Annotated in this window: 11 protein-coding genes; 4 read left to right on the top strand and 7 right to left on the bottom strand. The window is 69.0% G+C overall.

The features are described 5' to 3' along the window. Positions 1 to 227 precede the first annotated feature (227 nt). Positions 228 to 2,726, top strand: coding sequence for a CHAT domain-containing protein (locus FIV50_RS00640; protein ID WP_258184349.1), 2,499 nt, complete (start codon positions 228 to 230; stop codon positions 2,724 to 2,726). 221 nt (positions 2,727 to 2,947) lie between these two features. On the opposite strand, the gene FIV50_RS00635 is transcribed toward FIV50_RS00640, so the two are convergent. From FIV50_RS00635 to FIV50_RS00615, 5 genes are read right to left on the bottom strand one after another with little or no spacing between them, the layout of a single operon-like run. Then, entirely contained in the window at positions 2,948 to 3,724 is a 777-nt protein-coding gene (locus FIV50_RS00635; RefSeq protein ID WP_140035737.1) for a DeoR/GlpR family DNA-binding transcription regulator, read from the bottom strand. Positions 3,725 to 3,743: 19 nt separating this feature from the next. Continuing rightward, entirely contained in the window at positions 3,744 to 4,607 is an 864-nt protein-coding gene (locus FIV50_RS00630; protein WP_140035736.1) for a class II fructose-bisphosphate aldolase, read from the bottom strand. After that, on the bottom strand, positions 4,604 to 5,545 hold the full coding sequence (locus tag FIV50_RS00625) for a 1-phosphofructokinase family hexose kinase (protein WP_140035735.1): 942 nt from the start codon (positions 5,543 to 5,545) through the stop codon (positions 4,604 to 4,606). The genes FIV50_RS00630 and FIV50_RS00625 overlap by 4 nt, the downstream gene beginning before the upstream one ends. Next, complete coding sequence (locus tag FIV50_RS00620) at positions 5,542 to 6,534, bottom strand: ROK family protein (RefSeq protein ID WP_140035734.1); 993 nt, start codon at positions 6,532 to 6,534, stop codon at positions 5,542 to 5,544. Before FIV50_RS00620 ends, FIV50_RS00625 begins: the two co-directional genes overlap by 4 nt. 24 nt (positions 6,535 to 6,558) lie before the next feature. Beyond that, positions 6,559 to 7,455, bottom strand: a complete 897-nt coding sequence (locus FIV50_RS00615) for an SIS domain-containing protein (protein ID WP_140035733.1) — start codon at positions 7,453 to 7,455, stop codon at positions 6,559 to 6,561. Positions 7,456 to 7,746: 291 nt separating this feature from the next. Here FIV50_RS00615 and FIV50_RS00610 point away from each other — a divergent pair, with 291 nt between their 5' ends. From FIV50_RS00610 to FIV50_RS00600, 3 genes are read left to right on the top strand one after another with little or no spacing between them, the layout of a single operon-like run. Then, positions 7,747 to 8,991, top strand: coding sequence for an extracellular solute-binding protein (locus FIV50_RS00610; protein ID WP_140035732.1), 1,245 nt, complete (start codon positions 7,747 to 7,749; stop codon positions 8,989 to 8,991). A 50-nt stretch (positions 8,992 to 9,041) separates the two neighbouring features. Next, positions 9,042 to 10,016, top strand: a complete 975-nt coding sequence (locus FIV50_RS00605; RefSeq protein WP_140035731.1) for a carbohydrate ABC transporter permease — start codon at positions 9,042 to 9,044, stop codon at positions 10,014 to 10,016. Between the two features lie 2 nt (positions 10,017 to 10,018). Next, complete coding sequence (locus FIV50_RS00600) at positions 10,019 to 10,939, top strand: carbohydrate ABC transporter permease (RefSeq protein ID WP_171821966.1); 921 nt, start codon at positions 10,019 to 10,021, stop codon at positions 10,937 to 10,939. Between the two features lie 192 nt (positions 10,940 to 11,131). Here the strand turns inward: FIV50_RS00600 and FIV50_RS00595 are convergent, their stop codons facing one another. Further along, positions 11,132 to 12,298, bottom strand: coding sequence for an ROK family protein (locus FIV50_RS00595; protein ID WP_140035730.1), 1,167 nt, complete (start codon positions 12,296 to 12,298; stop codon positions 11,132 to 11,134). Between the two features lie 138 nt (positions 12,299 to 12,436). After that, complete coding sequence (locus FIV50_RS00590) at positions 12,437 to 12,736, bottom strand: chorismate mutase (protein ID WP_042541193.1); 300 nt, start codon at positions 12,734 to 12,736, stop codon at positions 12,437 to 12,439. Positions 12,737 to 12,795: the final 59 nt, after the last annotated feature.

The raw sequence follows: 12,795 nt of genomic DNA, 5'->3' as shown, positions 1-12,795 counted from the left end.
CGGCCGGCTCGGCACGTCGGCCGGGACGGCACGGCAGCCGGATGGCTCGGCACGGAAGCCGGATGGCTCGGCACGGCGGCCGGATGGCTGAAGATCCCCCGAGTGGCTGCCGAACAGGGTCAGTACGGTCAGCCATCCGGGCGTCGATCAGCCATCCGGCCTAGGTCGGGGAGCCGGATGCGGCCGCAAGACTTCCGCGAGACCAGACATACCGGCATTCTGGTGCAGTGCCCCTGTCTGCTCTCGAGCTGCATCAGCGCGGCGTCGACGCAGCCAACTCCCGACGGTTCGCGCAGGCGCGGCGTGCTCTGACGACCGCATCCGCGCGCACCGACGACAGCGATCTGCGCGCACGCATCGACGGGACCATGGCCTACGTGCTCGCCCAGACGGGTCAGCCGGCGGAGGCCGAGCGGCTCTCACGTGAAGCACTGTCGCGCCCTGGCCTCAGCGATGAGACGATCGCCCTCGCGAACGGGCAGCTGGGCACGCTCCTCATGCACGGCGGACGCCTGGATGAGGCCGACCTGTTTCTCACGAAGGCGATCGACGGTCTCGACGAGGGATCGATCGAGAGCGCCAACTGCCTGATGAGTCGCTCGATCGTCAGCATGCAGCGACACCGGCTCGACGACTGCTCGGCCGATCTGCAGCGAGCGATCGCCGCGTATCAGGCGCACGGGGCAGACGCACCACTCGCCGAAGCCCGCCACAACCTCGGCTATGCCGCACTGCTCGGTGGCGACCTCGTGACGGCGCTCGGGCTGATGACCCGATCGAGGCCGATTCTGGCCGCCACGAGCGACCTCGCAGCAGCGATCAGCGACCTCGACCGCGCCGAGGTGCTGCGCGATGCGGGCCTGACGACAGAGGCCGAGGAACTGCTCGGCACGGTCGCGGTGCGGTTCGGTGCACAGCGGATGCGGCAGGCGCGCGGCGAAGCCGAGTTCCACCTCGCACGATCGCTGCTGCGGCACGACGCCCCTGCTGCCGAGCGGGCAGCCGCGACCGCATCCCGTCGCTTCACCGCGCTGGGGAGTGAGAGCTGGGCCGCCCGGGCCGAGGCGGTGCGGCTGGAGGCCCGGCTGCTCGCCCACCCGAAGGCCGCGCCGAATGCCGAGGACTTCGCGCGCACCGCCGCAGCGCTCACCCGCGGAGGGTTCCGCACCGAGGCCACTGCCCTGTCTCTCACCGCGCGCCTCACGGACGGAGGGCGGATGCCGCGGCTCACCTCCGACGCCCCGACTCCGCTGCGCCTGCGCGCTCACGAGGTGCGGGCGGTACGAGCGGCGTCTGCAGGCAGGGATGCCGACGCCCGCCGTGCCGCAGCCGAGGGCCTCGACCTGCTCACCGCGTGGCAGCAGTCGTTCGGCGCGCTCGACCTGCAGGCGTCCGTGGCGATGCACGGCACCGAGCTGATGTTCACGGGGCTCGCCGCCGCCGCCCGGTCGCGCGACCCCGAGGTGCTGTTCGAGTGGTCGGAGCGCGCCAGGCATCTGAGCCAGCAGGTCGCTCCGGTGCGCCCGCCGCATGACGCAGACCTCTCGGCCGACCTCGCCGAACTGCGGATGCTGCGCGCAGAGCTCGCCGGGTCGGACTGGACGACTGATGCGCGTGTACGCGAGCTGCGGGATCGGGTGCGTGACCGGCAGTGGTCGTCGACCGGTGTCGGTGGAAACCACCAGCGCCTCGGACTGCTCGAGGCCAGGGCTCGTCTCGACGGTGACACGGCGATCCTCGCCTATGTCTTCACGCGCGAGGAGCTGCTCTGCGTCGTGGTGACGGCATCCGGTTCGTCGATCGTCGAGCTGTCGCTGCCGCACATCGAGGCCGCTCTCGACGGACTCCGCGCCGACCTCGACGTGGCCGCCCTCACTCGTGGCGGCGCGATGGCCCCCGTCGTGGCGCGATCGCTCGACGACAGGCTGCGCCGGCTCGACGACGCACTCCTCGCACCTGCCCGCGCGGCGTCGGGTGGGGCTGCTCGTCTCGCCCTGACGGTTCCCGGCATCCTCGGCGGCATCCCCTGGGCGATGCTCCCCGGAATGCGCGGAACGCCGTTCACGATCGCGACCTCGGTGTCGCGTCTGCTCGGCGAGCCGCCTCGACGAACCGATTCGTCGTCGGCGTCTCCGCTGCCGGACTCCTCGCGCGCCGCGCCCGAACGCGCACAGGACGCAGCGGCGGCGAGTCCGACGGCCGGATTCGCGACCGGCCCTCGGGTCGCGCGGGCCGAAGAGGAGGTGCGTCGGGCTGCCGAGGCGTGGACCGACGCCCGGCTGCTCACCGGTGAGCGCGCGCGAGTGTCGGCCGTCACCGAGCTCGCCGAGCAGGTCGACGTGCTGCACATCGCCGCCCACGGCCGCCACGCGGTCGACAACCCCCTGTTCTCAGGCTTCGAGCTCTTCGACGGCACCCTGTTCGGCTACGACGTCGACCTGATCTCGCGCGCGCCCGACACCGTGGTGCTCTCGGCGTGCGAGCTGGGCCGCTCATCGGTGCGCTGGGGCGAGGAGGCACTGGGCATGACGCGGGTCTGGCTGCACGCCGGCACCGGCTGTGTCATCGCCGCACCCGTGGTGGTGGCAGACGACATCGCCTGCGAGCTGCTCGGCGCCGTGCACATCGAGCTGGCGGCCGGTGCACGACCGGCCGTCGCGCTGGCCGCGGCATCCGAATCCACCGGACTCAGTGCGCCGTTCCAGTGCCACGGAAGCGGACTCTGAATCTTTTCTCCACTCGATGTATCAGAACATCGGTGGCTCGCTCCTTATCTCCAGAAGGTGCCAGCGAAGGGCTTCGGAAACGAAGCGCGAGGGAGGCGCAGTCGAACTGGGGAAACCCTCGTGCACTGGGGAGTGTGAGGGAACGACAGGACACCATCTACTCCGGGGGTGCCGCGAGAGGGGTCGCGGCACCCCCACCAGGAGTCTGCACGGGTCTCAGGTCAGGCCGTCAGGATCTCGTAGCCCGCGTCGCGGAACGCGGCGAGCGCAGCGGCATCCGCCCCGTCGTCGGTCAGGAGCACGGGGAACAGCTCCGAGCCGCCGACGGCCGCGAACGCCACCGTGCCGATCTTGCTGCTGTCGGTGACGACCACGGCACGGCGGGCGCGCTCGGCCATCATGCGGTTCACCGCGGCTTCGCGTTCGTCCTGCGTGGTGGCTCCGGCCGCGGCATCCATCCCGTTGACTCCGATGAAGGCGATGTCGAGCCGCACACCCCTCAGCAGCTGCTCGACGAACGGGCCCACCAGCTCGTAGCTGCGCGAGTGGATCACCCCACCGGTCACGACGACCTTGATGTCGGGCCGTGTCGCGAGCTGCGCGGCGATGTTCACGGCGTTGGTGACGACCGTGATGCCGGGCCCCGCCGCGAGATCGTCTCGGGCGGCGAGCGCTGCGGCGATGGCCGTGGTGGTGGTTCCGCCCGACAACCCGACGACCATGCCCGGCGCGACGAGCGCGGCGGCGGCCAGGGCGATGCTCTCCTTCTCGTGCGCGCGCTGGTGGCTCTTGTAGCGGATCGGCAGCTCGTAGGCGACCGAGTGCGCGACCGCCCCGCCGTGCGTGCGGGTGAGCAGACGCTGCTCGGCGAGTGAGTCGAGATCGCGACGGGTGGTGGCGGCCGAGGCGCCGAAGCGCTCGACGAGCTCGTCGACGTTCACCTCGCCGTCCTCGGCCAGCAGGTCGAGGATCGCATTCAGGCGGGCGGCGCGCTTCATGTCACCATCCTGCCCGTGTTCACGCTGGTAACCCCGCAACTCCGGCGGGCACGAGGGCGAACAGCCGCAGCATCCGCGCGGCCTCCCCGGCGAGCGCCTCACGCGCCGGCGACAGGTACTTGCGCGAGTCGACGAGCTTCTCGTCGGCGTCGAGCGTCGAGCGGATCGCCCGGGTGAAGAACCCGTTCAGGTGCGTCGAGACGTTGATCTTGGTCATTCCCGCGCGCACGGCGTCGGCGATCACGGCATCCGCGACGCCCGACGAGCCGTGCAGCACGAGCGGCACGGGCAGCGCCTCGCGCAGCCGGCAGATCAGCTCGAGGTCGAGGGATGCCGTGCGGTCGGTCATCGCGTGAGACGAACCCACGGCCACGGCGAGCGCGTCGACGCCGGTCGCGGCCACGAACGCCCGCGCCTCGTCGGGGTCGGTGCGGACTCCGGGAGCGTGGGCGCCGTCTTTGCCGCCGACCTCGCCCAGCTCGCCCTCGATGTAGACGCCGGCCGCGTGGGACCGCTCGGCGACGGCAGCCGTGATCGCCACGTTCTCGTCGTAGGGCAGCGCGCCGCCGTCGAACATGACCGAGCCGAATCCGAGGGCGATGGCCTCGTCGACGAGCTCGGGGCGCTCGGCGTGATCGAGGTGCACCGCGACCGGCGTCGCTGCCCGGCGGGCGATCGCGAGAGTCGCCAGCGCGATCGGCTCGAGACCGCCGTGATAGTCGGCGCAGTTCTGCGAGATCTGCAGGATCACCGGCAGGTGCGCCGCCTCGGAGGCGCGCACGAGCCCCTCGGCGGTCTCGAGGTGGATCACGTTGAACGCGCCGATGCCGATGCCGCGTGCTGCGGCATCCGTCACCAGTTCGCGGGCGGAGACCAGGGTCACAGAGGGTCCTCTCGAACGGTGGGGTCGTAGGGGGCGACGAGCAGACGCTGCTCGAGCGCCTCCCACTCGTCGGAGATCTCGCCGGCGAGCGGCATGAGCACAGCGGCAGCCGACCAGGCGGTCGCGCGTCGCAGAATGGCTGCCGGGTCACGGATGCCGTCGGCATAGAGCACCGCGCAGGCGGCCACTCCGGCGTCACCGGCACCGGTCGGGTTGCCGGCGAGCGGAGCGTCGAGGCGGGCGTGCAGCACCTCGGATGCCGTGACCGCGAGCATCCCCTCGGCGCCGAGCGACAGCAGCACGAGGTCGACGCCGCGCTCGATCAGCGAGCGGGCGCCCTCGACCGGATCGGTGATGCCGGTCGCCTCGACGAGCTCGGCGGCGTTGGGTTTGAGCACGGATGCTCCGGCATCCGCCGCGTGCAACATCGCAGGACCGGACGTGTCGACGATCACCGGCACGCCCGCGTCTCGCGCCGTGCCGATCAGCAGAGGGAGCAGCGTCTCGGGCGCCCCGGGCGGAAGGCTGCCCGAGATCACCAGCACCTGCGCGCCGGGCAGAGCGTCGACGACCTCGCCGAGCAGCGCGGCCCACTCGGGATCGGTCGGGTTCATACCCCGCTCGTTGACGACCGTGGTGTCTCCGAGCGCCTCGTCGACCAGGGCGATGCTCTGCCGAGTCGCTCCCACCACAGGCACGAGTCGGTGAGGCACCCCGCTGGCACCGAGCTCAGCCGCGAGCTCGACGCCGCTGCGGCCACCGGCAGTCGACACCGCGAGCACCGAGGCGCCCTGAGCGTGCGCGACCCTGGCGACGTTGAGCCCCTTGCCGCCGGCGCGCACCGCACCGGCATCCGCTCTGTGCGTCTCGCCGAGAGTGAGTCGCTCGACGTGCCAGGTGAGGTCGAGGGCGGGGTTCGGGGTGACGGTGAGGATCATGCGAGCTCCCTCGCGCGCAGTGCCGCGCCCAGGATGCCGGCGTTGCCCGAGAGCTCGGCGGGCACGAGCTCGGGGAGGCGATGGAAGCTGAGCCGCTCAGCCAGTCGGGCTCGCAGCTCGTCGAAGAGCGCTCCGCCGGCGCGGGAGAGCCCCCCGCCGATCACGATCGCCTCGGGTGCGATGACCGCGGTGAGCTGCGCGAGCGACAGAGTGAGGGCGTCGAGCGCCGAGTTCCAGATCTCCGAGGCGATCCGATCGCCGGCAGCGGCGCGGGCGATCACGTCTTTGGCGCCGTCGGGGGTGATGCCGGTCGCCTCGCGATAACGGCGCGCGATGGCACCGGCCGACGCGACGACCTCGAGGCAGCCTCGGGCGCCGCACGCGCACACGGGTCCGTCGGCGATCGGCGAATGACCGATCTCGCCCGCATAGCCGCCCGCCGTGTAGGGCTCTCCGCCCACGAGCAGCGCGCCCGCGATGCCGGTGCCGATCACCAGCACGACCGAGTTCGAGTACGCGCGAGCGCCGCCCAGGCGGTGCTCGGCCCAGCTCGCCGCGCGCACATCGTGGTCGAACGCCACGGGCAGGCCGAGCTTCGCCGAAGCGAGATCTCGCAGCGGCGAGTCGTGCCAGCCGAGGTTGCTGGCGAAGACGCCGAGCCCGGCATCCGCGTCGACGATCCCCGGCACGACGAGCCCGGCCGCCTGCGGCACCACGTCGGGGTGGTCCGCCCGCAGCTCGGCGGCGAGCACCCCGAGCCGCTCGATCAGCACCTCGGTGCGATCGCCGTCGGCCACCGGGGTCGGCGTGCGGCGCAGGCCGAGGGCCGTACCGTCTGCGTCGAACAGCGCCGACTTGATGTCGGTGCCCCCCACGTCGAAGGCCAGCACCGGAGCGCCGCTGCCCAGTGGACGTGCGGCCGCGAGCCTCTCGCTCGATGCGTCGCTCACGACGTCGGTGATGCTCGCGGCATCCTCAGGGCTGGTCATCGAGATCTCCGCGGGTGGATCGGGTCATGCATCCAGGATGACGGATCGCGTGAGGTTGCGAGGCTGATCGGGGTCGAGACCCTTGGCGACGGCGCGGTCGAGGGCGACACGGTGCAGGCGCACGAGGTCGGCGAGCGGGTCGACCGGATGCTGCACGAAACGCGCCCCCGTGGCCTCGACCTGCGCGGCCAGTCCCTCGGGCGCCTGGCCGAACTGCCACGTCACGCGGCCGGGTGCGGCGATCGCGATCGGACCGTGGCGGTACTCCATCGAGGGGTACGACTCGGTCCACGACTGCGACGACTCGCGCATCTTCAGGGCGGCCTCGTGCGCGAGGCCGACGGTCCAGCCGCGACCGAGGAACGAGTACTGCTCGGCATCGCGCAGCTCGTCGTCGTAGTCTGCGGCGAGCACGGCGGCGGCATCGTCGATCGCACCCGTGAGGTCTTCGCCGAGCGATGCACGGAAAAGTGCCAGAGCGGTCGTCGCGAAGCGCGTCTGCACGACGGACTTCTCGTCGGCGAACGGCAGTAGCACGGCGTCGTCGACCAGTGAGACGAGCGGCGAGGTCTCGTCACCGATCACGCCGATCGTGGGCACACGGCCCTTGATGCGCTCGACCAGCTCGAGCACCTCGGTCGTGGTGCCCGAGCGCGTCAGCGCGACGACGGCGTCATAGCCGCGGTCGACGAACGACTCGGATGCCGCGAACGCGTCGGTCTCGCCCTGCCCCGCGGTCTCGCGGAGGAACGCATACGACTGCGCCATGAACCACGAGGTGCCGCATCCGACGACCGCGATGCGGGCTCCGGATGCCGGCAGCAGCGCCTGCGCATCACGGAGATCGGCCGCGCGAGCCCAGGTCTCGGGCTGCGAGTTCAGTTCTTCGCGCATGTGTGCGCCGGGCAGAAGTTCGGTCATGTCGGGCCCTCCGGACCAGATGTTGCAAGTTTGTGATCGTTTAGCTGTCGATTCGATCATAGTATTTCGACACGAGGAAATCATGCAAGGTTCCTCTTGATTTGTTTATTCTCCTGACAAATAATCGAACAAGTTTCACCGCCCCTCCGGAGATCCGGTCCATGAAGGGTTCCTCGAGCCGATCCGGCTTGAACCGATCGCCCAGCCACCAAGGGAAGGCGATCACACGCACCGTCGCGTGAGTTGTGCTTGCGACTGTGCACCACCTACACAGTGAGGAATGCAATACACATGAAGAAGTCACTGCGATTCGGCGCCGTTGCCCTGGCGGCAACCGCCACGCTCACGCTCGCTTCGTGCGGGTTCGGCGGCTCGACAGGAGGCGGCGGAGACGCCGACGGCGAGACGACGCTCAACCTTCTGGTGCCCAGCTACTCCGACGCCACCAAGGGCCTGTGGGAAGACGTGATCGAAGGGTTCGAGGAAGAGAACCCCGACATCAAAGTCGACCTCGAGGTGCAGTCGTGGGACAACCTCGAGAAGGTCGTCTCCACCAAGATCCAGGCCGGTGAGGCTCCTGACATCTACAACGGCGGACCGTTCGCCGGATTCGTCGGCGACGAGCTGCTCTACCCGGTCGAGGACGTGGTCTCGGAGGAGACCTACTCCGACTTCCAGGACGCGTTCCTCGCGAACGCCGAGGTCGACGGCACCGCCTACGCGCTGCCGCTGATCGCATCCGCCCGTGCACTGTTCGTCAACAACGCGCTGCTCGAGCAGGCGGGTGTCGAGGCTCCGACGACCTGGGACGAGCTGCTCGATTCCGCCACCAAGGTGTCGGCGCTCGGCGGCGGCGTGGCCGGTTATGGCATGCCGCTCGGTTCCGAAGAGGCTCAGGCCGAGGCGGCCGTGTGGCTGTGGGGCGGCGGCGGCTCGTTCGGCGATGCCTCGGAGATCACGATCGACACCCCCGAGAACCTCGCAGGTGCTGAGCAGATCAAGAAGATGATCGACGCCGGTGCCACCCAGGCGGACCCCGGTTCGACCCAGCGCTCGCCCCTGATGGACATCTTCATCCAGGGCAAGATCGGCATGCAGGTCGGCCTGCCGCCGACAGTGGGCCAGATCGAAGAGGGCAACCCCGAGCTCGACTACTCGATCGTCCCGATCCCGACCGAAGACGGCTCGCCGTTCACGCTCGGCGTCATGGACCAGCTGATGGCCTTCCAGAACGACGGCGACAAGCAGGAGGCGATCACCGCCTTCTTCGACTACTACTACTCGGCCGACGTGTACGTGCCGTGGGTGCAGGCCGAGGGCTTCCTGCCCGTCACCAAGTCTGGTGCCGAGCAGCTCGCCGGCGAGGAGGCGCTCGCGCCGTTCCTCGAGGTGCTGCCCGACGCGCAGTTCTACCCGTCGACGAACGAGAAGTGGTCGGCCACCGACGGAGCCTTCAAGGCGCTGTTCGGCCAGCTGCAGTCGAAGCCGGCTCAGGATGTCCTGACCGAGATCCAGGCACAGGTCGACGCGGGCTGAGTCCCGCTGACACTGCCCACACCAAGCGACGGAGAGGTTCGGGTTTTCCCATGAGCCAGACGAAAGAATCCTCGAACCTCGCGGGGGCGGCCACCGGCCGCCCCCGCACCCCGGGGCGCCGACCAGGCGCGACCCGCGGCAAGCCCGGAGGGAAGGACCTCCTCCAGGCGCTGCCCTGGATCGCCCCGGCGCTGCTGCTCATCATCGGCGTGGTGCTGTTCCCCGCCGGGGTGATGTTCTTCAACTCCACCCGCGACATCTCGCTCTCGGGCCTCGACAAGGGCTCGGTCGGCTTCGACAACTTCGTGACGGTGTTCACGTTCGCCGAGTTCTGGCCGATCATCTTCCGCACGATCATCTGGGTCGTCGCGGTCGTGACCTTCACAGTGCTGATCTCGCTCGGACTCGCGCAGATCCTCAACAAGGCCTTCCCGGGTCGGCAGATCGTGCGCATGGCGGTCATCGTGCCGTGGGCGGCATCCGTCGTGATGACGACGATGGTCTTCTACTACAGCCTCGAGCCGTACTTCGGGGTCTTCAACAAGTTCCTCTACGACATCGGGCTGTCCGATGACGCGGTCGGCTACGGCTGGACCAAGAACCCGGCCACCGCATTCGCGTGGTCGATCGTGATCGCGATCTTCGTATCACTGCCGTTCACGACCTACACGATCCTCGCCGGGCTGCAGACCGTTCCGGCCGACACTCTCGAGGCCGCCAAGATGGACGGCGCCGGAGCGACGCGCACCTACTGGACCATCGTGCTGCCGCAACTGCGCAGCGCCCTCGCGGTCGCGGTGCTCATCAACATCATCAACGTCTTCAACTCGCTGCCGATCCTCAAGGTGATGACCGGATCGATCCCCGGCTACGGCGCCGACACGATCATGACGATGATCTTCAAGTACATCGAGCTGCAGAAGAAGGTCGACGTCGCGAGCGCTCTCTCGGTCGTCGCCTTCCTCATCGTGATCGTGATCGTCGCGATCTACGTCAAGGCCGTCAAGCCCATGAAGGAGGTCTGATCATGACCCTGACCGAGACCGCCCTCGTCACCACCGCAGGCGACGACGCCGCACCCCGCATCCCCGGGCGCAAGCGCCGATACACCGAAGACCAGGTCACGCTGCCCCGCGTCATCCTGCGCATGGCCGCCGGCATCCTGGTGCTCGCGATCTTCGTGCTGCCGTATCTGATCATGTTCTTCGGCTCCGTCAAGACGAAGTCGCAGATCCGCTCGGTCGACCCGACCTACCTGCCGATCGAGTGGCACTGGGAGAACTACATCTCGATGTGGTCGACCCCCGAGACCCCGCTGCCCTACAACCTGATCTCGACCATCATCATCGCCGTGTTCGCGACGCTGCTCGTGCTGCTGGTCTCGCTGCCGGCCGCGTACTACACCGCCCGTTTCAAGTTCCCCGGGCGCATGGTGTTCCTGTTCCTGGTGATCGTGACGCAGATGCTGCAACCGGCCGTGCTCACCTCGGGTCTGTTCCGCCAGTTCACGGTGCTCGGACTCAGCGACACGTGGGCCGCGATGATCTTCATCAACGCCGCGTTCAACCTGTCGTTCGCTGTGTGGATCATGCACTCGTTCTTCGCGGGCATCCCGAAGGAGATCGACGAGGCCGCTCAGATCGACGGCGCCGGACGCTTCACCGTGCTCTTCAAGATCAACCTGCCGCTGGTCTGGCCGGGCATCGTGACCGCGATCGTGTTCACGTTCGTCGCCTGCTGGAACGAGTTCGCCGCATCGCTCGTCATCCTCTCCACCGACAAGAACCAGCCCCTGTCGGTCGCGCTGACCAAGTTCGTCGGTCAGTACGAGACGAGCTGGCAGTACGTGTTCGGCGTCTCGATCGTCGCGATCCTGCCCGTCGTCATCCTGTTCATGCTCATCGAGAAGCGCCTCGTCGGCGGCCTCACCGCCGGCAGCGTGAAGTAGAACCGGCTCGCGATCACCCCGACACGAGACGAGATCTCGGAACGCGGGCTGGGCGTCCTCCGCATGGAGCACGCCCAGCCCGCGTTCACAATTCAGCATGAGGTCGATGGATCCGCGCGACCTCGGTCGCAAACCGGCGTGTCGACACCGTTCATGCTGAATTACGAACGGCGGTGGCGCTGGGTCGGCACCTCAGTCGCGAAGAGCGGATGCCGCGCGCAGCTGCGCCGGACTCCAGCGCACGCCCAACGCGCTCGAGAGCGCCACCTGGGCGACGCCCGTCGAGATCGATGCATCCGAGTCGGCGTATCGCACCGGCACGTTCGCGGTGCCGGTCGCGGTGTAGTCGACCTCTTCCTGCACGAGTGGCAGGAACCGCTCGCCCAGCGCCCGTGCGGGCCCGCCGATCACGACCTCGGCCGCGTCGAGCACTGCAGCGATGAGTTTGATGGTGCGGGCGAGAGCCCGGGCTGCTTCAGCCAGATGCTCGTCGTCGGCAGACGCGGCGAGCGCGGCGATCGTCTCGTCGTCCATGGCGTCATCGAAGTCGTCGCCGAGCATGGCCGTCATCGACGAGGCCGACTCCAGGCAGCCCCGCCGGCCGCAACGGCACGTGCGCGCGTCATCGCCGAACTCCACCTGGACGTGACCGATCTCGCCCGCGCGATCGCGAGGCCCCGGAGCCAGCTCGCCATCGAGAGTCACCGCCGCGCCGATGCCGGTGCCGATGTGGACGAACAGCCGGTACCCCGAGGACTCGCCTTCTCTTGCCGCCTCGGCGATCGCCTCGGCATCCACGTCGTTGACGAGCAGCACGGGAATCCCGAGCACTGCTTCGAAACGATCGGCGAGCGGAACATCCGTCCAGCCGAGCTGCACGCTCTCGAACACCCGGCGTCCGTCGGTCGTGCCCGGCAGCTGCACTCCGGCGACGAGCAGTCGACCGGAGTACTCGGCCGCGATGTCGGCCACGGCGTCGTCGAGCATCTGATCCCGTGACGCGTCGGAGAACGCGACCCTGCGCGTCTCGACCTCGGTGCCATCGAGCGCGACGAGCGCGATGCGCGCATCGGTCGGTCGGATCACGAGCACGAGGATGACGTGATGTTCGGCCGCGATGCTCAGAGTCGTCGCCCGCTTGCCGCCGGTGCTCGCAGCCTGCTCGCCGTCGACGATCAGCTGCAGGTCGATGAGCTCCGCGACGAGAGATGAGGCGGTCGCTGCCGTGAGACCGGTGGCGCGGGCGATCCCCGCCCTCGTCTCAGAGCCCGGGTTGCGGAACACCAGCTGCAGCGCCCGACGCAGGTTCGCGCGGCGAACCGACGCCTGCGTGTCGAGTGCGTCGTCGCCGTTCAGCATGGTGCCGGTCCCGGAGTCGGAATTGGTTGACAGACCTGGTGGTTCTGCGTACCCTCAGTCATAGTTTATTCAATAAACTTAGTTCGGTCCCCGGGCGGGTGAGTGCTGCACACACTGTCACTCGCCCGGAAGGCCGGATCATCGCCCCTCGGCGGCTTCGGTGTGATGGCGGATGACTTCAGCCACCACGAAGTTGAACCACTTCTCGGCGAACTCCGGGTCGAGGTGCGCGTCCTCGGCCAGCGCCTTGAGGCGTGCGACCTGCTGCTCCTCGCGTCCCGGATCGGATGCCGGCATCTCGTGCTCGGCTTTGAGCTGCCCGACCTGCTGCGTGGCGCGGAAGCGCTCGGCGAGCATGAAGATGAGTGCCGCATCGATGTTGTCGATGCTCGAGCGCAGTCGGAGGAGTTCAGCCCGGGGGTCTTCGGCGGCGGTCATGCCCCCTACTCTACGGAAACACGGGGCTGGAGCACCGTTCGTGACCACGCGGATGCTCC

It is taken from the genome of Microbacterium foliorum (genome assembly GCF_006385575.1).
Classification (GTDB): Bacteria; Actinomycetota; Actinomycetes; order Actinomycetales; family Microbacteriaceae; genus Microbacterium; species Microbacterium foliorum_B.
The sequence above is the reverse complement of the archived record's forward strand: the minus strand, read 5'-3'. Positions and strand labels throughout refer to the sequence as shown.

Excerpts from the sequence above, each read along its gene's own strand:
- FIV50_RS00625 (WP_140035735.1), bottom strand. The coding sequence starts at position 5,545 with ATGATCCTCACCGTCACCCCGAACCCCGCCCTCGACCTCACCTGGCAC.
- FIV50_RS00615 (WP_140035733.1), bottom strand. The coding sequence starts at position 7,455 with ATGACCGAACTTCTGCCCGGCGCACACATGCGCGAAGAACTGAACTCG.
- FIV50_RS00620 (WP_140035734.1), bottom strand. The coding sequence starts at position 6,534 with ATGACCAGCCCTGAGGATGCCGCGAGCATCACCGACGTCGTGAGCGAC.
- FIV50_RS00635 (WP_140035737.1), bottom strand. The coding sequence starts at position 3,724 with ATGAAGCGCGCCGCCCGCCTGAATGCGATCCTCGACCTGCTGGCCGAG.
- FIV50_RS00610 (WP_140035732.1), top strand. The coding sequence starts at position 7,747 with ATGAAGAAGTCACTGCGATTCGGCGCCGTTGCCCTGGCGGCAACCGCC.
- FIV50_RS00600 (WP_171821966.1), top strand. The coding sequence starts at position 10,019 with ATGACCCTGACCGAGACCGCCCTCGTCACCACCGCAGGCGACGACGCC.
- FIV50_RS00595 (WP_140035730.1), bottom strand. The coding sequence starts at position 12,298 with ATGCTGAACGGCGACGACGCACTCGACACGCAGGCGTCGGTTCGCCGC.
- FIV50_RS00605 (WP_140035731.1), top strand. The coding sequence starts at position 9,042 with ATGAGCCAGACGAAAGAATCCTCGAACCTCGCGGGGGCGGCCACCGGC.
- FIV50_RS00590 (WP_042541193.1), bottom strand. The coding sequence starts at position 12,736 with ATGACCGCCGCCGAAGACCCCCGGGCTGAACTCCTCCGACTGCGCTCG.